This is a genomic window from Streptomyces sp. ATLC9 (assembly GCF_057196705.1).
Map to the genome: position 1 here is coordinate 1 of NZ_JBXUOY010000026.1, position 21,572 is coordinate 21,572.

General features: G+C 76.2%; 20 protein-coding genes and 2 pseudogenes. 14 read left to right on the top strand and 8 right to left on the bottom strand.

What is annotated here, in order from left to right; genetic code table 11:
* From dnaK to AC2CJA_RS04975, 3 genes and pseudogenes are all read left to right on the top strand, one after another.
* Positions 1–236 (top strand): annotated as a pseudogene (gene dnaK / locus AC2CJA_RS04965) (molecular chaperone DnaK); the annotation flags it as partial.
* 198 nt (positions 237–434) lie between these two features.
* On the top strand, positions 435–2,636 hold the full coding sequence (locus AC2CJA_RS04970) for a SpoIIE family protein phosphatase (protein WP_484601424.1): 2,202 nt from the start codon (positions 435–437) through the stop codon (positions 2,634–2,636).
* Between the two features lie 170 nt (positions 2,637–2,806).
* Positions 2,807–3,925 (top strand): NADH:flavin oxidoreductase, encoded by a 1,119-nt coding sequence (locus tag AC2CJA_RS04975; protein ID WP_484601425.1) that lies wholly within the window; start codon positions 2,807–2,809, stop codon positions 3,923–3,925.
* 57 nt (positions 3,926–3,982) lie between these two features.
* On the opposite strand, the gene AC2CJA_RS04980 is transcribed toward AC2CJA_RS04975, so the two are convergent.
* The gene (locus AC2CJA_RS04980; protein ID WP_484601426.1) at positions 3,983–4,354 is read right to left on the bottom strand and encodes a cupin domain-containing protein; all 372 of its coding nucleotides are present in this window, start codon (positions 4,352–4,354) and stop codon (positions 3,983–3,985) included.
* A 330-nt stretch (positions 4,355–4,684) separates the two neighbouring features.
* Here AC2CJA_RS04980 and AC2CJA_RS04985 point away from each other — a divergent pair, with 330 nt between their 5' ends.
* Both AC2CJA_RS04985 and AC2CJA_RS04990 read left to right on the top strand, forming a co-directional pair.
* On the top strand, positions 4,685–4,942 hold the full coding sequence (locus AC2CJA_RS04985) for an acyl carrier protein (RefSeq protein ID WP_484601427.1): 258 nt from the start codon (positions 4,685–4,687) through the stop codon (positions 4,940–4,942).
* Positions 4,939–6,162, top strand: a complete 1,224-nt coding sequence (locus tag AC2CJA_RS04990; protein WP_484601428.1) for a beta-ketoacyl-[acyl-carrier-protein] synthase family protein — start codon at positions 4,939–4,941, stop codon at positions 6,160–6,162. The genes AC2CJA_RS04985 and AC2CJA_RS04990 overlap by 4 nt, the downstream gene beginning before the upstream one ends.
* Positions 6,163–6,217: 55 nt before the next feature.
* On the opposite strand, the gene AC2CJA_RS04995 is transcribed toward AC2CJA_RS04990, so the two are convergent.
* Genes AC2CJA_RS04995 through AC2CJA_RS05010 form a run of 4 tightly spaced genes read right to left on the bottom strand, consistent with a single transcriptional unit; the run spans position 6,218 to position 10,357 of the window.
* On the bottom strand, positions 6,218–6,883 hold the full coding sequence (locus AC2CJA_RS04995) for a sterol desaturase family protein (protein WP_484601429.1): 666 nt from the start codon (positions 6,881–6,883) through the stop codon (positions 6,218–6,220).
* Positions 6,880–7,896 (bottom strand): NAD-dependent epimerase/dehydratase family protein, encoded by a 1,017-nt coding sequence (locus AC2CJA_RS05000; RefSeq protein WP_484601430.1) that lies wholly within the window; start codon positions 7,894–7,896, stop codon positions 6,880–6,882. Before AC2CJA_RS05000 ends, AC2CJA_RS04995 begins: the two co-directional genes overlap by 4 nt.
* Positions 7,893–9,077, bottom strand: coding sequence for a GNAT family N-acetyltransferase (locus AC2CJA_RS05005; RefSeq protein WP_484601431.1), 1,185 nt, complete (start codon positions 9,075–9,077; stop codon positions 7,893–7,895). The genes AC2CJA_RS05000 and AC2CJA_RS05005 overlap by 4 nt, the downstream gene beginning before the upstream one ends.
* A gap of 29 nt (positions 9,078–9,106) precedes the next feature.
* Complete coding sequence (locus AC2CJA_RS05010) at positions 9,107–10,357, bottom strand: aminotransferase class I/II-fold pyridoxal phosphate-dependent enzyme (RefSeq protein ID WP_484601432.1); 1,251 nt, start codon at positions 10,355–10,357, stop codon at positions 9,107–9,109.
* Between the two features lie 410 nt (positions 10,358–10,767).
* On the opposite strand from AC2CJA_RS05010, the gene AC2CJA_RS05015 reads away from it, so the two are divergent.
* The 3 genes and pseudogenes from AC2CJA_RS05015 to AC2CJA_RS05025 all read left to right on the top strand — a co-directional run bounded on the left by AC2CJA_RS05015 (position 10,768) and on the right by AC2CJA_RS05025 (position 13,342).
* Positions 10,768–12,174, top strand: a complete 1,407-nt coding sequence (locus AC2CJA_RS05015) for a wax ester/triacylglycerol synthase domain-containing protein (protein WP_484601433.1) — start codon at positions 10,768–10,770, stop codon at positions 12,172–12,174.
* A gap of 10 nt (positions 12,175–12,184) precedes the next feature.
* A pseudogene (locus AC2CJA_RS05020) lies at positions 12,185–12,517 on the top strand (DUF2267 domain-containing protein); the annotation flags it as partial.
* A 159-nt stretch (positions 12,518–12,676) separates the two neighbouring features.
* Positions 12,677–13,342, top strand: coding sequence for a hypothetical protein (locus AC2CJA_RS05025; RefSeq protein ID WP_484601434.1), 666 nt, complete (start codon positions 12,677–12,679; stop codon positions 13,340–13,342).
* A 63-nt stretch (positions 13,343–13,405) separates the two neighbouring features.
* Here the strand turns inward: AC2CJA_RS05025 and AC2CJA_RS05030 are convergent, their stop codons facing one another.
* Positions 13,406–13,861, bottom strand: coding sequence for a tellurite resistance TerB family protein (locus AC2CJA_RS05030; RefSeq protein WP_484601435.1), 456 nt, complete (start codon positions 13,859–13,861; stop codon positions 13,406–13,408).
* A gap of 348 nt (positions 13,862–14,209) precedes the next feature.
* Between AC2CJA_RS05030 and AC2CJA_RS05035 the strand changes: the two genes are divergently transcribed.
* Both AC2CJA_RS05035 and AC2CJA_RS05040 read left to right on the top strand, forming a co-directional pair.
* On the top strand, positions 14,210–15,562 hold the full coding sequence (locus tag AC2CJA_RS05035; protein WP_484601436.1) for a hemolysin family protein: 1,353 nt from the start codon (positions 14,210–14,212) through the stop codon (positions 15,560–15,562).
* Positions 15,559–16,581 carry a hemolysin family protein gene (locus AC2CJA_RS05040; RefSeq protein WP_241714124.1) on the top strand — a complete coding sequence of 341 codons (1,023 nt, stop codon included), beginning with the start codon at positions 15,559–15,561 and terminating at the stop codon, positions 16,579–16,581. Before AC2CJA_RS05035 ends, AC2CJA_RS05040 begins: the two co-directional genes overlap by 4 nt.
* 93 nt (positions 16,582–16,674) lie before the next feature.
* On the opposite strand, the gene AC2CJA_RS05045 is transcribed toward AC2CJA_RS05040, so the two are convergent.
* Together AC2CJA_RS05045 and AC2CJA_RS05050 are read right to left on the bottom strand one after the other, a co-directional pair.
* Complete coding sequence (locus tag AC2CJA_RS05045; protein WP_484601437.1) at positions 16,675–17,064, bottom strand: hypothetical protein; 390 nt, start codon at positions 17,062–17,064, stop codon at positions 16,675–16,677.
* A gap of 74 nt (positions 17,065–17,138) precedes the next feature.
* Positions 17,139–17,945: an inositol monophosphatase family protein gene (locus tag AC2CJA_RS05050; RefSeq protein ID WP_484601438.1), complete on the bottom strand. Its 807-nt coding sequence runs from the start codon at positions 17,943–17,945 to the stop codon at positions 17,139–17,141.
* Between the two features lie 612 nt (positions 17,946–18,557).
* On the opposite strand from AC2CJA_RS05050, the gene AC2CJA_RS05055 reads away from it, so the two are divergent.
* The 4 genes from AC2CJA_RS05055 (at position 18,558) to AC2CJA_RS05070 (ending at position 21,569) form a co-directional block, all read left to right on the top strand.
* A complete protein-coding gene (locus AC2CJA_RS05055; protein WP_484601439.1) occupies positions 18,558–19,100 on the top strand; it encodes a hypothetical protein in 543 nt (180 codons plus the stop codon).
* A 120-nt stretch (positions 19,101–19,220) separates the two neighbouring features.
* On the top strand, positions 19,221–20,456 hold the full coding sequence (locus AC2CJA_RS05060) for an AAA family ATPase (RefSeq protein ID WP_484601440.1): 1,236 nt from the start codon (positions 19,221–19,223) through the stop codon (positions 20,454–20,456).
* 101 nt (positions 20,457–20,557) lie between these two features.
* On the top strand, positions 20,558–20,953 hold the full coding sequence (locus AC2CJA_RS05065) for a nucleotide pyrophosphohydrolase (protein ID WP_484601452.1): 396 nt from the start codon (positions 20,558–20,560) through the stop codon (positions 20,951–20,953).
* A gap of 109 nt (positions 20,954–21,062) precedes the next feature.
* Positions 21,063–21,569 carry a DUF6099 family protein gene (locus AC2CJA_RS05070; protein ID WP_484601441.1) on the top strand — a complete coding sequence of 169 codons (507 nt, stop codon included), beginning with the start codon at positions 21,063–21,065 and terminating at the stop codon, positions 21,567–21,569.
* Positions 21,570–21,572 lie beyond the last annotated feature (3 nt).

Here is a 21,572-nt window from a genome sequence, read left to right on the forward strand (position 1 = left end):
GGGGTGAGTCCGCCGGGGGTGACAGCACAGCGGCCATCCGCGAGGCCTCGGAGAAGGTGGCGGCCACCAGCCAGAAGCTGGGCCAGGCCCTGTACGCCGACGCCCAGGGCCGGCAGGCCGCGGGCGGCGAGGCCGGTGCCGCCGGTGCCGGCGGGAAGGCCGGCGGCGCGGACGAGGACGTGGTGGACGCCGAGATCCTCGACGAGGACCGGGACGACAGGGGCAGGGCCGCGTAGCCCCCGCCGCGGAGGGGCGGGAATCCGCCGGTCCGCCCGAACGGGTGCGGGCGCGCGGCGCAGGTGGCCGAGGGTGTCCGGCACTTGCTGGACTTACCGTGCCCTGTGCCGGAACATCGGATCACCGCCCGTTCGAGGTGGCCGGCTCCGACCGGGACGGCGAGTGGGCCGGGGTCAGCAGTGAAGTGGGGAACGCCGATGGAGGCACAGGCGACGCGTACGACCGCCGCGGCACCGGTGAACGGGGTGCCCGGCCCGCTCGCCGCCGACGGGACGCACGGTCTGTTCCGCGCCTCCGACGCCGTCTTCGCCGAACTGTCGGGTCCGCGCCACGTCGTGGAGACGGCCAACCCCGCGTTCTTCCGGGCCCTGGGCCGCGAGGAGGCCACCGGCGTCCCCCTGGCCGAGTTCGCCCCCGAACTCACCGAGCAGGGGATCGTGGATCTGCTCGACGGCGTCCACCGCACCGGCCGCCCCTACACCGCCCGGGGCGCCAGGGTCCTGCTGGGCCCGCCGGGCGCCATGAACGAGGCGTACTACGACTTCGCCTACGAACCACGCCGTGGGCCGGACGGGCAGGTGGTCGGCGTCACCGCCCTGGGCGTGGACACCACCGCCGTCCGGCACGCCCGGCAGCTGGCCGCCGAGCAGCGCGCCCTGCTGGAGCAGATCGCCCTGGACGCGCCCATAGGAGACGTCCTGCGCGCCATGACGGCCGCCATCGAGGAGCTCGACCCCGGAGTGCTGGTCGCGGTGCTCCTCGCCGACGCCGACGGCCGCCACCTGCGCCACGGCGCCGCGCCGAGCCTGCCGGACTTCTACAACCGCGCCATCGACGGCATCGCCGTGGGCGAGGGCATCGGCTCGTGCGGCACCGCCGCCCACCGCCGCGAGACGGTCGTCGTCGCCGACATCGCCACCCACCCGTACTGGGAGGACTTCCGCGAACCGGCCCTGCGGGCGGGGCTGGCCGCCTGCTGGTCCACCCCGGTCACGGGCACGGACGGACGGCTGCTGGGCACCTTCGCGATGTACCACCGGGTCCCGCTCGCGCCCCGCGGGGCGGACCTGGCCCTGGCCGCCGCCTTCGCCCGTACCGCCGCCCTGGCGGTGGAGCGCCACCAGATCAAGCAGGCCCGCGAGCGGGCCGAAGCTGAAGAGCGGGCCGCCCGGCAGGACCTCGCCTTCGTCCTGGAGGCCAGCACCCGCATCGGCCGCGACCTGGACTTCGACGACAGCCTGCGCCGGCTGGCCGAGCTGAGCGTCCCGGCGCTGGCGCCGATGAGCGCGGTGGACGTGCGCGAGGGCGGACGGCTGCGGAGGGCCGCCGCGTTCGCCGCCGGGGACCGGGGCGGGCGGTGGCCGCGGGAGTCCGCGCGCAGCGGGCTCCGCCCGGACGGCGAGATGGCCGCCCGGGTGCTGGAGAGCGGGGCGACGGAGGTGGCCCGCCGCGTCCCGCCGTCCCCGGGACCCTGGCGGGAGCTGGGCGTCACCGGCTATGTGTGCGTACCGCTGAGCTGGCGCGGGGCCCCCTTCGCCGTGCTGACCCTGCTGTTCACCGGGGACCACCCCCTCCGGGAGCGCACGGCGGCCCTCGCCGAGGAGCTCGCCCGCCGCACCGCCGTCATCGCCCACAACGCGCGCCAGTACACCGAGCGCGTCGAGCTGGCCCGCGATCTCCAGGCCGGACTGCTGCTGCCCGAGCCGCCCGCCGTCCCCGGCGCCGAGGTCGCCACCTGCTACCGGCCGGCCGGCGGGGGGCTGGACGTCGGCGGCGACTTCTACGACGTCTTCCCGCTGGGCGGCGGCCGCTGGGCCTTCATGATCGGTGATGTGTGCGGGCGGGGGGCGTCGGCGGCCACCGTCACCGGACTGGTCCGCCACACCGCCCGCGCCGTCGCCCGGCTCGTCGAGGACCCGGCCCGGACGGTCGCGGAGGTCAACACCGCCCTGCTGGAGGGAGTCCGGCACGGCAGCGCCTTCGTCACCCTCGTCTACGGCCGGATGACGCCGGGGGAGGACGGGCTGGAGGTCGAACTCGTCCGGGCCGGCCACGTCCCGCCCCTGGTGCGGCGCGGCGGCCGGCGGGTGGAGGAGGTCACGGCCGGGGGCATGCTGCTGGGCGTCGTCCCCGACCCGGCCGTCCGCACGGCGCGGCTGACCCTGCGGCCGGAGGAGACCCTGTTCCTGGTCACCGACGGCTTCACCGAGGCCCGTTCGGCCGACGGCCGGTTCCTCGGCGAGGAGGGCCTGGCCGCGGCCCTCGCCCGCGCGGGCCGCGACGACGGCACGGGCGCCCGGGAACTCCTCGACGAGGTGGTCGCCTCCGTCGACCGCTTCTCCGACGACGCGGCCCCCAGCGGGGACGACAGCGCGGCGCTGGTCATAACCGCCCGCTGACCTCCCCGCGGACCGTCCCGCCGACCGCCTCGCCACCCGTGGGCCGATCCCGTCCGCGGAGGTCCGGAAACCTCTGCCGGTCGGGGGAATCGATCGGACGCGGTACCGGTTGCACGGACCGTGCCGCGCCGTACCCGGGCGCGGCACTCCGACGACCGAAGGCGGATCCCATGACCGACAGCCCGTCCGTGCGCGCCCGGAACACACTCGGCCGCACCTTCTCCCTGGGCGGCCTGACCCTCCGCAACCGCGTCGTGATGGCGCCGATGACCCGCCAGTTCTCGCCCGGCGGCGTCCCCGGCCCGGACGTGGCCGATTACTACGCCCGCCGGGCCGCCGCCGAGGTGGGCCTGATCATCACCGAGGGCACCTACGTCGACCACCCCTCGGCCGGTACCAGCGACCGGGTGCCCCGCTTCCACGGCGAGGACGCGCTCGCGGGCTGGGAGAAGGTGGCCGACGCGGTCCACGGCGCGGGCGGGGCGGTCATGCCGCAGCTGTGGCACGTGGGCATGGTGCGCGACGCCGGGGCCCCGCCGTTCCCCGACGCCCCGCGCACGGGCCCCTCCGGCATCCCCCTGGAGGGTGAGGGGAGCGGCCGTACGATGACACGCTCCGACATCGACGACGTGATCGCCGCGTTCGCCGCCGGAGCCGCCGCGGCCGAGGCCCGCGGTTTCGACGGCGTCGAGATCCACGGCGCCCACGGCTATCTGGTCGACCAGTTCCTGTGGTCGCACACCAACCGGCGCACCGACGCCTACGGCGGCGGCCTCGCCTCCCGCGTCCGCTTCGCCGCGGAGATCGTGGCGGCCTGCCGCGAGGCCGTCTCCCCGCACTTCCCGATCAGCTTCCGCGCCTCCCAGTGGAAGGCGGGCCACTACCGGGCCAGACTCGCCGAGACGCCCGAGGAGCTGGAGGCGGTCCTCACCCCGCTGGCCGAGGCGGGGGCGGACGTCTTCCACTGCTCCACGCGCCGCTACTGGCAGCCGGAGTTCGAGGGCTCCGACCTCAACCTGGCGGGCTGGGCGAAGAAGCTGACCGGCCGCCCCACCATCACCGTCGGTTCGGTCGGCCTGGACAACGAGTTCTTCGCCGCGTTCCAGGGAGCGGACGGCGGCCTCACGGACATCGACGCCCTGCTGGAGAGGCTGGAGCGCGACGAGTTCGACCTCGTGGCGGTCGGCCGCTCCCTGCTCGGCGACCCGGAGTGGGCGGCGAAGGTGCTGGCCGGCCGCTTCGGCGATCTGCGTCCCTTCGACGCGGCCGGGCTCTCCGTCCTCCACTGAGACCCGCGGGGTGCGGCCGGGGGCGGGCCGGGCGGCGGCCCGGTGGCGCTTCCGGTCTCACCGCCGGGGCGGCAGCGCGTAGCCGGGGACGGAGGGCCAGCGGACCGTCAGCAGCGTCGAGTCCTCCTCGGCGACCCAGGAGTGGTCCACACCCCGGCCCCACACCACGTAGTCGCCCCGCTCGGCCAGGACGACTGCGCGGCCGGGGAACTCGACGCGGAAACGGCCCTCGATCAGGATCTGGAAGGTGGCGCGCTCCTCGCCGCGCACCCACTGCCGCCGCCGCTCGCCACGGGGGTGGACGCCCCACTTGATCTCCAGCGCCCCGCTGTGCCGCGGGTCGCCCGCGTCCTTGAAGTGGCCCAGCAGCCAGCCCCGGTCCAGTGCCGCGTCCGGCCCGGCACTGCCCGTGTACACGTTGTCGTCCATGTGCTCGGACGCTAACACCCGCGCCGGACGGGCCGGCTCCTCGCCACTCTGTGTACCTTCAGGAAAAGTGTGCCAAGCAGCTTGTAATACCTCGAAGGTCTCCCGGCCGACGGCGGGCGGCAGTGGCTTCCGCCCCGCGGGCCCGGCCCCTCCGGCGCACGGAGAGGCCGGGCCCGCGGTGTGTGGCGGGGGCGCGGCCCACTGCCTCGTACGGGTGAAATGCGCTTTCCGGGCCGTTCCGCTCCCGGCCCGGCCGTGCCGAGCCACAAGGATGGGGCGCGGAAGGGGGCCGGTTCCGGCCGGTCCGAGTTGAGCGCGCGAGGAGGCCCGGTGGGCAAGGCATACGGCGTCGTTGCGGACATCCTGGTCGGCAAGTTCCAGTTCAGCGAGGACGAGCTGTCGCCCGGCGCCACGCTGGAGGAGATCGACCTGGACTCGCTGGGGCGGGTCGAGTTCGCCCTGACCCTGCGGGAGGGCACCGGTGTGCCGTTCGCGGAGGACCAGATCACCCTGGACACCACGCTGGGGGAGATCGCCGACGCGGTCGAGGCCGCGTGGGGTGCGGGTACGGCGGCGGCTCCGCGGTGAACCGCCCCGACATCGCGGTGACCGGCCTGGGGGCGGTCACCCCGGCCGGGGCCGGGGTGGAGGAGACCTGGCGCCGGGTCTGCGCCGCCGGGCCCACGGCCTCCCGGGACGATGAACTGGCCGGTCTGCCGGTGGACTTCAGTTGCCGCGTCCCCGAGGTGGAGGTCGCCGACCGCGGGCGCCGGCGGCAGCTGTGGCGGCAGGACCGCTTCACGCGGATCGCGCTGGCGGCGGCCGACGAGGCGCTGCGGGACGCGCGGCTGGATCCGTCCTCCTGGGACGGCGCCCGGATGGGCACGGCCGTCGGGTGCAGCCTGGGCGGGGCCGCCACCTGGGAGGCGGAGTTCGGCCGGATGCGGCGGGAGGGCCCCGAGGCGGTGTCGCCGGTGGTCATCCCGAGGCTGCTGCCGAACATGGCGGCCGGCGAGGTCGCGCTCGCCCTGGGGGCGCGCGGTCCGAGCATGGCGGTCTCCACCGCCTGCGCCTCGGGGGCCAGCGCGCTGGCGGTGGCGCGCGACTGGCTGGCCGCCGGTCTGTGCGACGTCGTCCTGGCGGGCGGTACGGAGGCCGCGGTCACGCCCCTGGTGGTGGCCGGGTTCCAGCGGGCCGGGGCGCTGTCGTCGCGCACCGGTGACCCGGCGGCGGCCTCACGGCCGTTCGCGGCGGACAGCGACGGGTTCGTGATGGCCGAGGCCGCGGCCGTCCTGGTGCTGGAGCGGGCGGTGGACGCGCGGGCGCGCGGCGTACGTCCGCGCGCCCTGCTGGCCGGCTGCGGCACCAGCACCGACGCGCTCCACCCCACCGCGCCGCACCCCGAGGGCCGGTTCGCGGAGCTGGCGGTGACCGCGGCGCTGGCGGACGCGGGCCTGGAGCCGCGGGACGTCGACCACGTCAACGCGCACGCCACCTCCACCCCGCTGGGCGACGCGGCGGAGGCGAGCATGATCGCCAGGGTCTTCGGCCACGGTCCGAGCGTGACCTCGGCCAAGGGCGTCCTGGGGCACTCGCTGGGCGCCGCGGGCGCGGTGGAGGCGGTGCTCACGGCCCTGTGCGTCGAGCGGTCCGCCGTGCCGCCGACTGCCAACACCGACGCGCCCGCACCGGAGTTCGACATCGACCTGGTGACCAAGGCGGTGCGCGAACAGCGTGTCGGCGTGGCCGTCAGCAACTCCTTCGGGTTCGGCGGCCACAACGTGTCCGTGGTGCTGCGGGCCGTCTGAGCCCGCCCGGCCCGCGTCCGCCGCCGGGCGCGGGCCGGGTGCGGGCCGGGTGCGCTCAGCGCACCGCCGCCCCGCTCGCCGGCGTCCGCCCCGGGGCCGGGCGGGACGGCGCGGTGCCGAAGACGTGGTCCCAGTAGGGGCAGCTCACCCCGAAACCGCGGCTGTCGTCCTGGAAGTGGTGGCGCAGATGGTGTCTGCGCAGGCGGCGCACGAGCGCGGTGTGCGGGCCGGGGCGGTGCAGGAGGAAGTGCAGCTCGTCGTAGAGGACGTATCCGGCGGTGAACCCGGCGGCCACCGCGTTGGCCGCGCCGCCGTCCAGGGCCAGGTGGAGGGCGGCGAAGGGGAGGCCGTTCAGCGGCAGGCCGGCCAGGGGCGGCATGACCAGACGGCGCGGGTCGTCGGGGTGGTCGTGGTGGACGCCGTGCACCATCCGGTGCAGCCGCCTGCCGCGCGCGCTGCGAGGGGTCAGGTGGAAGAGGGACCGGTGCACCCAGTACTCCGTCAGCGTCCACAGCGCGTAGCCGAGCAGGACGTGGCCGGCCAGGGACGCCCAGCCCAGGCGGGGCGCGGCCAGGGCGGCGAGGAGGACGGCCGGGGGGCCGTACAGGGCGACGGGCACGGCCGGGTGGACGCGGGTGAAGCGGTCCAGGAACGGGGAGCGGAACAGGGGCGGGGAGGCACGCAGCCGTTCGGCTCGGCCGGTGCGGGGGCGGGACGTCATGACGGGGTCCTCCTGGTAGCGGGCGCGGGTACGGGCGCGTGGCGCAGGGCGTCGGCGAGGCCCGCGGGCCAGACGGTCCCCGGGGTGAAGCCGAGGTCACGGGAGGCCCGTTCGTGGCCGCAGATCCAGGCGGGGCGGGCCAGTTCGCGGACCTTGTCATGGCAGAGCACCGACGGCCGCCCCCGTGCCCGCGCCGCCGCCTCGGCGCACCGGGCGGCGGCGTACGCCACCGGGAGGGGGAGCGGGACGGCGGTGGGCCGGCGGTGGCCGGTCACCGCCGCCACGGCCGCCGCGAGGTCTTCGCCGCGGTGCCCGGCGCCGTCGCCGGCGTGGTAGATCCCGCCGGAGCCCTCACCGGGGCCGACGGTCGCGCCGCGGTCGGCCGCGGCGAGCAGCAGGCGGCACAGGTCGTCGACGTGGACCAGCGAGTAGCGGCGCGGCCCGAACCCGCACACGGGCAGTACGCCGCAGCGCGCCGCGGCGAGCAGCGCGGGCAGGAAGTCGGTGTCGCCGGGACCGTAGACGATCGGCGGGCGCACGACGGTACCGGGCAGGGCGCCGGCCACCGCGCGCAGCGCCTCCTCGCCGGCGAGCTTGCTGCGGCCGTACGCCGACACCGGCGCGGGCGGGTCGTCCTCGCGGCGCGGCCGGCCGGGCGGCGAGGGCCCGGCGGCGGCCAGGGAGGAGCAGTGGACCAGGCGGGGCGGGTTCGGCAGCGCGGCCAGGGCCTCGCACAGGCGGCGGGTGCCGCCGGCGTTGACGGGGGCGTAGCCGTCCGGGTGGGCGGCTCTGACGGTGCCGGCCAGGTGGATCACGCGGTCGGCGCCCCAGGCGGCGGCCCGTCGCAGGCCGTGGCCGTCCGCGAGGTCGCCGTCCAGCCGCTCCACCGGTGCCGGGAGCCGGGCCCGGGCGGTGTCCCGTACCAGGGCGGCGACGGTGTGGCCCTCGTCCAGCAGCCGGCGCACCAGGCGGGCGCCGATGAAGCCGGTGGCGCCGGTGACCAGGTACCTCACCGGCGGGCTCCGGGGACGGGCGCGGGGGCGGCCGGGTGCGGGGCGAGGCCGCGCCGGTAGAGGCGGTGCCTGCGGTGGAGGACGCCGCCGAAGGCCTCGGCGTAGCGGTTGGCGTCGCGGTTGTCCTCCAGCAGCCAGGAGAACTCGCTCTCGGTGTACCCCAGGCGGAAGGCCGACCGCTGGGCCGCGGCGAGCAGCGCGGCGGTCAGTCCGCGGGCGCGGTGGGCGGCCCGTACGCCGGTGAGGATCACCCGGGCCCGGTCGACGCGCCGGGCCGCCCGGGGCGCGCGCAGCCGGCCCAGGGGTGTGGCGCGGGCGGCGTGCAGCGCCTGGTTGACGTCGGGCAGCCAGAAGGTGAAGGCGACCGGTTCGCCGCGCACCTCGGCGAACCACACCAGTTCCGGCCGTACCAGCGGACGCAGCCGGTCCATCGCGTGGGAGAACTCGCGGCCGGTCATGGGGACGGAGGCGTAGTTGCCGGACCAGGCGTCGGTGTAGACGGCGCGGACGGCGGCCAGGTCCGCCTCCCGGCGGCGGGGGTCCAGGGGCCGCAGCCGTACGTCCGGAGCGCCCGCGGCCCAGCGGGCCGCGCGGGCGGCGGCCCCGGGCGGCTCGCCGCCGGGAGGCACGGGGACGCGCCAGGACAGCAGGTCCTTGGCCTTGACCAGCCCGCAGGCGGCGTACAGGGCGGGGTAGTAGGCGGGGTTGTACGGCATCATCACGGTGGGCGGGCCGTCGAAGCCCTCGACGAGGACCCCGCACTCGTCGTGGACGGAGAAGCCCAGCGGGCCGAGCATTCCCTCCAGTCCGCGTTCGCGCAGCCAGCCGGCGGCGGCGTCGAAGAGGGCGGAGGCGGCTTCGAGGTCGTCGGCGCACTCGAAGAGGCCGAACAGGCCGCCGCGCGCGTCGTGGAGGGCCTGGTAGCGGGGATCGACCGCGGCGGCGATCCGCCCGACCGCCCTCCGGCCCCGGCGGGCGAGGAACAGCTCGGCCGCTCCGACCTCGAAGAACGGGTTGCGCCGCCGGTCGGTCAGGAAGCGCTGGTCCCTCCCGGCGGGCGGCAGCCGGTACGGGTCGCCGCGGTGCAGGGTGCGGGGCAGGGCGGCGAAGGCGGCGGTGTCCGCGCGTCCGCGCACCGGACCGACCGTCACAGGGGCGCGGGCGGCGGAGGGAGCGCTCACGGGATGCGAGGGGAGCGCGGGGGAGACGGTCACGCCACCACCGCCTCGGACCGCCTCGGCCCGCCCGGCGCAGGCAGGACCGGGCCGAGGGCGCGCCGCACCCGGGTGAAGGCCTCCAGGACGCGGGTGATGTGGTCGTCGGTGTGGATCGCCTGGGGGGTCACCCGGATCAGCGCCCGGTTCCGGGCCACGGCCGGCGCCACCACGGCGTTGGTGAACACCCCGGCGTCCAGCAGCTCCTGCCACACCCGCAGGCACAGCCGCGAGTCGCCCACGTACACCGGCACCACCGGGGTGGTGGAGTCGCCGGTGTCCCAGCCCAGCGACCGCAGCCCCGCGAGCAGCCGCCGGGCGTGGGCGAACACCCGCGCCCGGCGCTCGGGTTCGGACTCGATGATGCCGAGCGAGGCCAGGGCGGCGGCGGCCGAGGGCGGTGGCATCGCGGCCGAGAAGAGGACGGAGCGGGCGCTGTGGCGCAGGTGCTCGACGACGGAGGCGGGGCCGATCAGCATCCCGCCGACGGAGCCGAAGCACTTCGACAGCGTCCCGGTGACCAGGTCCACCTCGCCGGTCAGCCCGAAGTGCTCGCTCACGCCGCGTCCGCCGGCGCCCAGCAGGCCGATGTCGTGGGCGCCGTCCACCACCAGCCGGGCGCCGTGGCGCCGGGCCAGCTCCACCAGGCCCGGCAGCGGGCACAGGTCGCCCTCCATGGAGAACATGCCGTCGGTGACGATCAGCCTGCCGGGGCCGGCAGTGCGGTCGCGGCCCGGTTCGGGGGCCGGGCCGCAGGAGGCCAGCAGACGGCCGAGGTGGCCGAGGTCGCGGTGGCGGTAGCGGTGGTGGGCGGCGCCGCCGAGCCGGACGGCGTCCACCAGCGAGGCGTGGTTGGACATGTCGGCGAAGACGGCGTCGCGCTCGTCCAGCAGGGCGGCGAGCGCGAGGTTGGCCTGGAAGCCGGTGGTGGTCACCAGCGCCGCCTCGCCGCCGACGAACGCGGCCAGCCTGCCCTCCAGTTCCTCGTGGAGGGCGAGTGTGCCGTTGAGCACGCGAGAGCCGGAGCAGGAGACGCCGTAGCGGCGCAGCGCGCGGGCCGCGGCCTCGGTCACCCGGGGATCGGCCGACAGTCCCAGATAGTCGTTGCATCCGGCCATGACCACCGTGCGGCCGTCGATTCCGGCCTCCGCGCCCCGGGGGGAGAGGGGGCGGTAATAGGGCCGGGATTCGCTCTGCGCCGCCAGGCGGTGGAGAGCCGACCGTTCTTTGCCGAAGACATCCGCCATGCTGTTCCCCGAGAAGTTCGCGTCGAGAGGGTGTCGAGAAGTTGTGCCGGTTTTCCGATGGGTGTTCGTGTTCTTGTGCGACCGGAGCCCGGCGGCCGGTGTCCGTGATTCCACGGGAAACGGCCCCCGATTTCCTCCGGCCCGGCTCCGAGGGCCCGGTTCTGAGGCCCGGCCCCTCGGAGCCGGGCCGGTGCGGTGGCGGGCGGCTTCCGACAGACGCTCCGGCGGCGCACTCGCCGGTCCGGCCGTTGCGCCGTCCGGGCCCGTCCGGGCGTCGGTCCTTTCCCGTCCGGGCGTTCCGCCAGAATACTGACACAGGATCAGAAAAGGCGCGGACAGGTGACTCGTGTGTTTTCCGGGCGAGCCGTCGAAGATTTGCGCGAGTTCTCGATGAGTGAGCGAGAAGGCGTATGCAGAGAAGCATCTCCCTGTCCCCGGCGGAAGAAGTCCACTGCGGTGCGCGCGGAGTTCCCGAAACGGTTGGAATGGCGGCGCTGTTCACCGGCGTGCCGCCGGGGGCGGACGCGCTGCGCGCCCGGGTCGGGGAGCGCTGGGGCGGCCTTCCCCGGCTGCGGCAGGTGCTGCTGCCCCCCGCGCCCCCGGCCCGGCTGCGCGGGCACCGCTGGCTGCCGCTCGACCGGTTCGACGTCCGCCGCCACGTCGCCGTCGTCAATGCCGCCGGCAGCGGCGACGGCGCCGCGTTCACCGGCCTGCTCGGCCGGCTCGTCACCCGCGCCCTGCCCGCCGGGCTGCCGCCCTGGCGGCTGACCCTGGTACGGCACGCGGACCGGGAGCGGTTCGCCGTCGTACTGACCGCCCACCACGCCCTGCTGGACGGCCGCTCCCTGGAGATCCTGCTCAGCCGTCTGCTCGACGGCGCCCCCGGGCGCGGTGCCCGTGTCGTCCGCAGGGGCACGGGCGTGCGGGCGGTCGGGACGCTCGGGGCCCTCCGCCCGGAACGCCCCGAGCGCCCCCGCCCGCTCGCGGCGCTCGGGCCGGGCCGGGTCCTGCCGCTGCCCTCCGGCCTCCGCCCGCGGCCGGACCTGGCCTGGACGGAGGTGGACGCGGGCGCGGTGCGGGCCGCCCGCCGCGCCCTGCCCGGCCTGGGCGCCACCCTCAACGAGGTGCTGCTGGCCGCCGCCGCGGGCGCCCTGCGCACCGTCCACGGGGATCCGGACCGCTGGCCCGGCGCACCGCGCCCGCTGTACGGCTCCTTCCCGGTGGACCTGCGCGCACCGCGGGAGGAACGGATGCTCGGCACCGTCGTCTCGGCGGTACGGGTGCCGCTCCCGGTGACCGCCGCCGACCCCGGGGAGCGGCTGGCGGCCTGCCGGGGCGCGCTGGCCGCCTTCGGCCCCCTCCACGGCGGCGCGGACACCGTCCGCCGCGCGGTCGGCACCGCCGCGCGGCTGGGCGGCCCCTGGGCGGTGCGCCTGCTGGCCTCGCTGAGCTGCTCGCCGGGCTTCTGCCCCGTGACCTGCCTGGCCTTCGGCTGGCCGCGCGGCCCGTGGTCCCTGGACGGCCGGCCGCTGGAGCGGATCGTCCCCCTGCCGCCCGTACTGGCCCCGGGGACCGTCTGCCTGGCCCTGACCCACTACGCGGGTGTGTACACCCTCACCGCGGTCACCCGCGCCCTCCCCGGCGGGGCCCGGCGGCTGGCCGACGCCCTCGTCCGCGAACTGCCCCTCCTCGCCCGCCGGCCCGGGCCCGCGCCCGAGCTCGGCGCCGGGCCTGCGGCGACCGGGCGCGAGGCGGTTCGCCGGCGTGACCCGTGGAACGCGGAACGGACCGCCGAGGTGACATCCGCCGACCGATGAGGAGGGAGCGACGAGGTACGACGAGTTCCTCGCCCGGGTCCGGGAGCCGGGGGAGTACAGGAGCGGGCAGGAGGCCGAGGAGGCGACCACGGCCGTGCTGGAGGTGCTCGTCTCACGCATCACCCCGGGGGAGACCGAGGACCTGGCCGCCCGGCTGCCCGGCCCGCTGGGCGACTTCCCGGCGGAGAGCGGCCCTGAGCGGCCCGGGACGGCGGAATGGGACGCCGGCGCCGTGCTGTCCACCACCGCCGGTGCGGTCTCCGGGGGCGAGCTCGACCGGGTACTGAGCCGGTTGCCCTCCGGGTACGCCGTGCTGTTCGGCAAGCCGGAGCTGAGCGACTGAGCTCGCCGGGCCCGGTTCGGGTGCTGGGGGGCGAGAGGCGGCGGAGTAGCGGTGCGAAGGCGCACGCCGTGCGCCGCACCACCTCCCGGCGAACACAACAACCGCATTCGCTCTGAGTTGTCACTTGTCGCTCTGGGCTACCGCGGTCACCGTGGGGACGTGACGAACGAACCCGCGACTTCCTCCGCCCGCTCCGACCGCCCCGCCGGGCCCGTGCGGTATCCGCGGTGGCCCGGTGCGCGCCCGGCCGCGCCCGGCCCGGTGCGGTACGGGCTCCGTCCGGGCCGGTGGGGCGGGCATGTGCGCGCCTACCGGGCCGACGTCACCGCCGAGGGGCCGGTGGACGGCGCGCCCGTCGCGGTGCTGCTGGGCGGATACGCCGGCCCCAGCGGCGTTCTCGCGCTGCGGTGGCTGTGCGGCCAGGCCCGCCGTATCGCCGACGGGCTCGACCCCGACCCGCTGACGGCCCGGTGGGCCGCGGAGGGCACGCTCGGCCGTGTGCCGGATTGGCCGGAGTGGCCGGAGTGGTCCGGGCGGGGCGCCGACGTGCCCGCGGAGCTGCGGCGGTGGTGCGCGGACGAGGAGGAGCAGCAGGCCGCGGCCGAACGGCTCGCCCAGGGGTTGTCGTTCCGGCTCACCGCCGCCGACCACACCGGGAGCTACACGCTGCGGGTGTGGCCCGTCGGCGTGATCGTCCCCCGGTCGGGCACGTCGCCGCTCACCTACGTGCGGTGGCCCCACCAGCTCCCGCCCTGGTCACCGGAGCCCCGTCCCGCCGCGGCCTCCCCGCACCGGGGGACGGGAGCGCACCTCCTGCCCCGGTGACCGGGGCGGGCCGGGCGGCCGCCGGGCCCGGGCGGTGCGGCGCCGCCGCGGACATCGTCGCCGTCAGAGCCCGAACTCGTGGAGCGGCAGGTCGAGCAGGTGGCAGACCTCGCGGACCACCACCAGTTCGGCGGCGTCGAAGTAGCCGTCGGCCCCGCCGACCGCTATGCCGATACGGACGACGGCGCGGGCCTCGGAGGGCCTGCGCGCGGTTTTGGCGACCTCCCGCAGGGCCTCGGTCCGGTTGAGGTCGAAGTCGGCGGTGAGCCGGTCCAGCCAGCTCTCGAAGCGGCCGCGCAGTTCGCCGGCCGGGAAGCTCCGCAGCACCTCGTCGTGCTCGATCAGCTGGGCGACGCGGCGGCGTTCGGCCGGGTCGATCGTCCCGTCCGCCGCGGCGACCAGCGCGCACATCGCCATGCTCGCGTCGCGGAACGCGCCGCCCGTCAGTTCGTTCCGCTTCGCCGCCAGCCTGCCCCGCACCGTCCGGGCGGACTCCGCGAGACGGTTCCACAGGGGCATGAACACTCCGGGTGTCGGGAGGAGGCCGGGCCGCGCCGACGCGATCGGACGGGAATGCCAAGGGCCCCGCCTCCGCGTCCTCGTTCCCGATATTTCTACAGAATCGTAGAATCAGGGATGTGCCGCGCTGTCGCCGGGGTGCTCCGGAAGGGGCGGGGCGCCATTCCGCCCCCCGTGTTGCCGCTTTGCCGATCCTTTACACTTCACCGGGAGGCCTCGGCCCGTCCCGAGGTACCCGGTCCCCGACCGACACAGAAGGAGAAGCACACCCGCCATGGGCGAACCTCCCAGTACCAGCCGTGCCACCCGCGGCCGCTCCGCGACGATTCCGGGAGCGGGGGTGGCACGGTGACCGAGGCCCTGCTCCTGCTGGCGGCCCTGGCCCTCGTCCTGGCCTGCGCGGTCTTCGTGGCCGCCGAGTTCTCCCTGACCACCGTCGAACGCGGCGAACTGGACCGCGCCGCCCGCCAGGGGGAGCGCGGGGCCGAGGGCGCGCTCAAGGCCGTCCGGCAGCTCACCCTCCAGCTCTCCGGCGCCCAGCTCGGCATCACCGTCACCTCGCTGGTCATCGGCATGCTCGCCGAGCCGTCCCTGGCCGCGCTGCTGCGCGGGCCGCTGCGCGACGCCGGACTGGGCTCCGCCGCCTCCTCGGCGGCCACCGTGCTGGGCGTGGCCGTCTCCACGGTGGTGCTGATGGTGGTCGGCGAGCTGGTGCCCAAGAACTGGGCCATCTCCAGCCCGCTGGCCGTCGCCCGCGTCGTCGCCGGCCCGCAGCGCGGCTTCACCGCCGTCTTCGGGCCCTTCATCCGCCATCTGAACGGCACCGCGAACCGCTTCGTGCGCCGCTTCGGACTGGAGCCCACCGAGGAGCTGGCCTCCGCCCGCAGCCCGGACGAACTGGTCTCCCTGGCCCGCCGCTCCGCCAAGGAGGGCGCGATCGAGGAGGACTCCGCGGAACTGTTCGTCCGTACCCTCCACCTGAGCGAACTGAGCGCGGAGAACGTGATGACGCCGCGCGTGGACGTCCGCGCGCTGGAGGCGCACGCCACCGCCGCCGACGCCGAGAACCTCACCCTGGCCACCGGTCTGTCGGTCTTCCCCGTCTACCGCGACACCTTGGACGAGGTGATCGGCACCGTCCACATCCGCGACGTCCTGGCCCTCCCGGCGGACAGGCGCTCCGCCACCCCCGTCACCGAGCTGCTCGGCGAGCCGCTGATGGTCCCCGAGACCCTGCCGGTGGACCGGCTGCTGGAGCGCCTGCGCGCCCGCCGCACCGTCGCCGTCGTCATCGACGAGTACGGCGGCACCGCCGGGGTCGCCTCCGTGGAGGACATCGTCGAGGAGGTCGTCGGCGAGGTCCGCGACGAGCACGATCCGCTGGAGGAGCCCGACCTGCGTCCCACCGCCCCCGCCCCCGACGGACGGGCGCGCTGGGAGGCCGACGGCGGCGCCCGCCTGGACGTGCTGGCCGCGATCGGACTGGCCGCGCCCGAGGGGCCCTACGAGACCGCCGCCGGCCTGATCGCCGCGCGCCTGGAACGCATCCCCGCACCCGGCGACACCGTCGAGACCGCCGGCTGGGAGCTGCGCGTCCTCGACGTCGACCACCACCGCGCCGACCGCGTACGGATCACCGCACCCGCGCGGACCGTCTCCGCCTCGGCGGCCGGCCGCTCCCACCGGGAGGACGCCCGATGACCGCTCTGCAACTGGCCATCGGCGCCCTGATGATCCTGGTCAACGCCTTCTTCGTCGGCGCCGAGTTCGCCCTGATCTCGGTGCGCCGCAGCCAGATCGAGCCGCACGCCGAGAAGGGCGCCAGGCGGGCCCGCACCACCCTGTGGGGCCTGGAGCACCTGTCGGCGATGATGGCCACCGCCCAGCTGGGCATCACCGCCTCCTCCCTGGTGCTGGGCGCGGTCGCCGAACCGGCGATCGCCCACCTGCTGGAGCCGCCCTTCGAGGCCGTCGGAGTCCCCGGTGCCCTGGTCCACCCGATCGCCTTCGTCATCGCGCTGGCCCTGGCCACCTATCTGCACATGCTCATCGGCGAGATGGTGCCCAAGAACATCGCCCTGGCCGCGCCCGTGCCCACCGCGCTGCTGCTCGGGCCGCCGCTGGTCGCCCTCACCCGGGCCCTGCGTCCGGTGATCTTCGGTATCAACGCCTTCGCCAACGCCCTGCTGCGCCTGCTCAGGGTCGAGCCGAAGGACGAGGTCGCCTCGATCTTCACCGACGCCGAACTCACCCGCATGGCGCGGGAGGCCAGCGAGGCCGGACTGATCGAACCGGGCGGCCACGAGCGGCTGCGCGAGGCCCTGGAACTGGGCAGCCGCCCGGCGTCCGAGGTGCTGGTGCCCCTGGCCGAGATGCACACCGTCGGCCACACCGTCACCCCCGACCAGCTGGAACGGACCGCCACCACGGTCGGCTTCTCCCGGCTGCCGGTCACCGGTCCGGGCGGCGCCGTACTCGGATACCTGCACGTCAAGGACGCCATCGGCGTCGTGCACCGCGACCGGCCCTTCCCGCGCGAGGCGCTGCGCACCGTCGTACGCATCGGGGCCGGCACCCCGCTGGACGACGTCCTCACCTCCATGCGCGCCCGCGGCACCCACCTGGCCGCCGTCACCGGCGACCGCGGTGAGCTGCTGGGCTTCGTCACCATGGAGGACGTCCTGGAGAAGCTGGTCGGCCCGGCTCCGGCCGCGCGCTGACGACGGGGGGCGGGGCCGCCGGGGACGGCGGCCAGGCGGGTGCCGCCGTGCGCGCGAGCCGTGCGCGGCGGCACCTCCCCGTGCCTGCCGCCGTCAGGCGTCCTCCGCTTCCCAGGGCTCCCCGGTCTTGGCCAGGTGGACCACCGCGTGTCCGTAGCCGGGCCAGTCGGTGGGGCAGGGCGGCCCGACGTGGACCTGGACGGTGATGTCGGAGCGGTCGTCGGGCCCGCCCATCAGCAGGAGCTCCAGCTCGGAGGCGATGTCGCACAGGTCCTCGGCCACCCCGGGCGTCTCCCTGGCCACCGCCGCGTGGATGACGACCTCGCCGGGGCGCGGTTCCACCGACAGGCCCAGGACCTCCTCGCCTACGCGGCCCAGCGCGGCCTGGCAGGTCCGCAGGAGAAGCTGGTCGCGGCGGAGCAGTGCCCGTACCTCGTCGGACGGCAGACTGGACGCGTAGTACAACTCAGCGGGGTGGCGCATGCGCGTACGGTAGGGGCTCGCCGCGCGCTCCGCCACGGGAACGCCCGTATCCGTATCGCACCGTCACCGGGCCGTCACCGGGCCTGTGCCCGGCACAGGGCTGCCAGCTCTCCGGCCAGCGGTCCGTTCCCGGCCACCAGCACCGGGGCGCCGAAGGCGTACGGCCGCCCGCCCCCGTCCAGCACCGTCCATCCGCGGCGGCGCAGCAGCGCCACCCCGGCGGTCACGTCCCACGGCTTGGCGCCGAAGCACACGCAGGCGTCCAGCCAGCCCTCGGCCACTCCGACCAGGTCCAGGCTCATGCAGCCCTGCATCCGCACCCGGTAGGCCCCGTCCAGCAGAACGGCCAGCGCTCTCCCGGAGGGCGAGCCGACGCTCCCCGCGCCCGTGACGCCGACCACCGCCCGGGACAGCTTCCGCGCGCCGGACGGCTCCCGGGCGTCGTCTGCGCCCGTGTCCGGGCCCGTGCTCCAGCGGCGGCCCAGGGCGGGGGCGTGGACCACGCCCAGTACGGGCTCACCGCCGTCCACCAGCCCCAGGGAGACGGCGTGCGGGGGCGCTCCGCGCGTGAAGTTCATCGTGCCGTCGATCGGGTCCAGCAGCCAGCAGCGGGAGGGCACCGAGTCCCCCTCCTCCCGGTCCGTCTCCTCGCCGACGACCGGGATGCCGGGCGCGTGCTCCCGCAGCACATCCGTGATGCGCCGCTCCACCTCGGCGTCGGCGTCCGTGACCTCCTCGCCCGACGTCTTGAACCTCCGCTCCGACCACTCGTCCCCCGCCTCCGCCAGCCATCCGACCCCGGCGTCGACGGCCGCTTCGGCGGCGTCGAGCAGGCGGGCGAGCGGCTCACGGTCGGATCCCACAACAGGTTCGGTGCGCATCCCCCCAGTGTTTCCGAGGATCCGCCTCCCATCCGCGGCCGGGAGGCCATGGGCGCCGGCGGTCTCTTCGGCCACTCGATCAGGGTGGACGTCGGATGGCGGCCGGACGGGAGCGCGGAATGGGGCGACGGGCGAGGACGTACGCGGTGGCGGCGGTGCTCATGGTGGGCGGCGCCGGGTACGCGGTGACGGAGATCCTCGACGACAGCACCCGGTACGTCCCCCCGCCCGAGTCGGCTTCCCCCGTCGGCGACCTCCACGACGGGGACGCGGGGTGGAGGGCGCTGTGCGGAGGGAGGGCGGTGCCGGGTTCTTCAAAGCCGAGCCCGGCCCCGGACATGCAGCCGGACCCGAGCCCGGACCCGAGCGGCGACGGACGGGTGGTGCGGAAACCGGTAACGGCGGACAGGCTGGCGTTGTGTCCCGACGGGCCGCTCGACCGGGGGGACCGCCTGGGGCACTGGCGCTGACCGGAGACCTGCCGCGTCCCGGTGCCGTCTCCCGGTGCCGCGGCGGACGGCGCGTACGGCACCGCCCGCGGGCACGTACACCGGCCCGGCGGACGTGCCCGACCGCTTGTCCCCGCCGCCGGCGGAAGCCACGGTGGAAGACGTGATCAACGCTTCCGGACTCCTTCCCCGCACCGGCTGCCGTACCGAGACCGCGGGGGACTTCTCATGGCGCGGCGCGCGCCTGTTCGTACGCGCCCCCGCCCGGACGCCGGGCCGCTTCCGTGACCGGGACCGCCCCGGCGGCGGGAACGGCCACCAGCCCCCGGCCTACCGGGCCGAGGCCGTCGCCGTGGGAGCGGTGGGCGGCGGCACGGTCGCCGTGCAACTGGGCGCCTGCGAGGCGGCCGACCGCCGCCGGGTGCTGGACTGGCTGCGGGAGCAGGCCCGCCGGATCGCCGACGGGCTCGACCCCGACCCGTTCACGGCCCGCTGGGCACCGGGCGGAGCCCTCGTCCCCCTGCCGGCGGGGCCCGCCGGGGCGGCCGACGCGCCCGCGGAACTGCGCCGGTGGTACGAGGACGAGGAGCGGCAGCGGGCCGCGTCCGAACTGCTCGCCCGGGGAACGCCGTTCCACCTCGCCGTCGCCGACCACGCCGGCACGTACGTGCTGAGCGCCCGTCCCGTGGGCGCGGCCGCCTCGTGAGCCCGCGGTTCCGCGGAGCCCGCCGCCCCGTCAGCCCGGTAGCGGAAGCACCCCCCGATCGGGGGAACGCGGGGCGGCCGTAACGGTTCGGCTGAAGGGGGCGCCGATAGCGTCCGGGCCATGGTCGACAACGGGGCCGGGCGGCCGGTCGTCACCGAACTGAGGCTCTCCGCGTTCCGCGCACACTGCGGGCTGCGGCTGCCGCTGGAGCCGCTGACCCTGCTCACCGGGGCCAGCGGCAGCGGCAAGTCCACGGTGCTGGAGGCGTACGAGGCGCTGGCGCGGCTGGCCGGAGGGGAGAGCGTGGGCGAGGTCTTCGGCGGTGCGCACGGCGGGCCGGCGGCCTGTGTTCCGCGCGGCGCGCCTCCGGACGGGCAGGGCGGGCGCGGTTTCCGGCTGGGGTGCACGGTGGACGGTCCGGCCGGCCCGGTGCGCCTCGACCTCGCCGTCCAGGCCGAGCCCGAGCTGCGTGTCGCGGGTGAGCGGCTGACCGGCGCGGACGGCCGCACCCTGCTGGTGACGGCGCTGTGGGACCCGGCACGGCGGGTGGTGCGGGCCGAGTGGCGCACCGGGGGCGTGGGCCAGGCGGCCCGTGCCCTGCTGCCGGACGACCGGCTCGCCACCGCCCTGCTGCCGCTGCGGGTGGCAGGCGCCACCGAGGGGCAGCGGCAGGTGCTGGCCGCGGCCGAGCAGGTGGTGCCGGCGCTGCGCTCGGCCTTCGTCTGCGATCCGCGGCCGGAGGCCATGCGTGAACCGGTGGCCTCCGTGGACGCGTTGCTGCGGGGTGGCTGCGACAACCTCGCGGCGGTGCTGGGCCGCCTCCGCACCGAGTGCCGGACCCGGTACGCGGCGCTGCTGGACGCCGTACGCCCCGGATTCGGCCGGCCGGTGGCCGGACTGCCGACCGAACCGGTGGCCGAGCCGGCGGCCGGACCGGTGACGGGGCAGAGGGCGGCGACGGGGCGCGCGGCCGGACCGGTGACGGTACGGGGGCGCACGCGGCTGGTCGGGGCGCTGGTGGAGCACGGCGACGGGCTGGAGCCGACCCCGCTGGACCGGCTCGGGGACGGGGAACTGCGCTACCTGGCGCTCGCGCTGGTCCTGCTGGCCGGCCCCGGGGTGCTCCGGGCCGGCCCGGAGCCGCAGGCGCCCGACTCCCGGCATGCGCTGGTGGTGCTGGCCGACGGGTTCGACCGGGGCATGGACGCGCGGCAGCGGCGGGAACTGACCGGACTCGCGGCGCGGATGTGCGAGCGCGGCCACCTGCGGCTGCTGGGGACGGTCTGCGACGGGACGGCCATCGGCGGGGCGGTGGGGGAGGCGGCCGGGACCCGGCTGGTAGACCTGGGCGGATGAACGGCGGACAGGTGCACGGAAGAGACGGGGGCGGCGAGGACGCCGCAGGGGGCCGGGAGACGGGGCGCCGCCCGGCGCCGTACGGGCGGCCCGAGGGGCGGGTGGGCGAACTCCAGCGCAGACTCGCCGAGTTCGCGGCGGCACGCCGGTGGGAGCCGTACCACACACCGAAGAACCTGGTGACGGCTCTGGGAGTGGAGACGGCCGAACTGGCCGAGATCTTCCAGTGGCTCACCCCCGAGGAGTCGGCGCGGGTGATGGAGGATCCGGACACGGCGGGGCGGGTCGCGGACGAGGTGGCCGATGTCCTCGCCTACCTGCTGCAGTTCTGCGAGGTGCTGGGGATCGACGTGCTGGCCGCGCTGGAGGCGAAGATCGAGCGGAACGAACAGCGCTTCCCCGTTGCGGAGAGTGACCGAGGGGGCGATGAGGGCGTCGGTGAGACGGACGGCTCCGGCGGTGAGCAGGGGAAGGCCAATCGTCACTCTTCGGAGTGACGAGGTTCTCCACAGTGTCGAGTTTTTCCACAGTTTTCCCGAACCCTCTAGTCAAGTGCGGCCTTGGGTATCACGCTGGGTAGCGAATGATTGCGGAGGGAAAAGGTGGATGGATGCGGTACCACTCATTGAGATCACGCGGCGAGCGCTCGCACACAGTGAGGAAGCGGCTGACGTCGTTACCGAGGCGTGGCAGGCGCAGGCGCTCGCGGAGGCGGTAGGAGTCCACCTGGTCACGGCGGGCCCGCCCGAGGTGCGGGCCCAGGCCGGTGGACTGCGGGAGGCCGGCGGACGCGCCTGCGGTTCGCTGCGCGGCCCGGGGCAGCGGTCCGACGGGGCGCGCGCCGCCCGTCTGACGGAGATGAGCGACCCCCTCTCGGCCCTGCACGACCTGGGCGACCTGCTGGGGGAGGCCGGCGGCGCGCTGGTGCGGGTGGCGGTCGACGCGGAGGAGGAAGGGCTCTACTGGCGGTGCATCGAGGGCATCGACGCGGCCGACGAGTGCGGCGACAGGGTGACGGCGATCCTCAGGCGGCTCGCCCTCATACCCCGGCCCTTCCGCCGGCCCCCGCCGGTGCGCGGGGACGGCCCGCCGGTGAGGGAGGAGGCGCGGTGACGG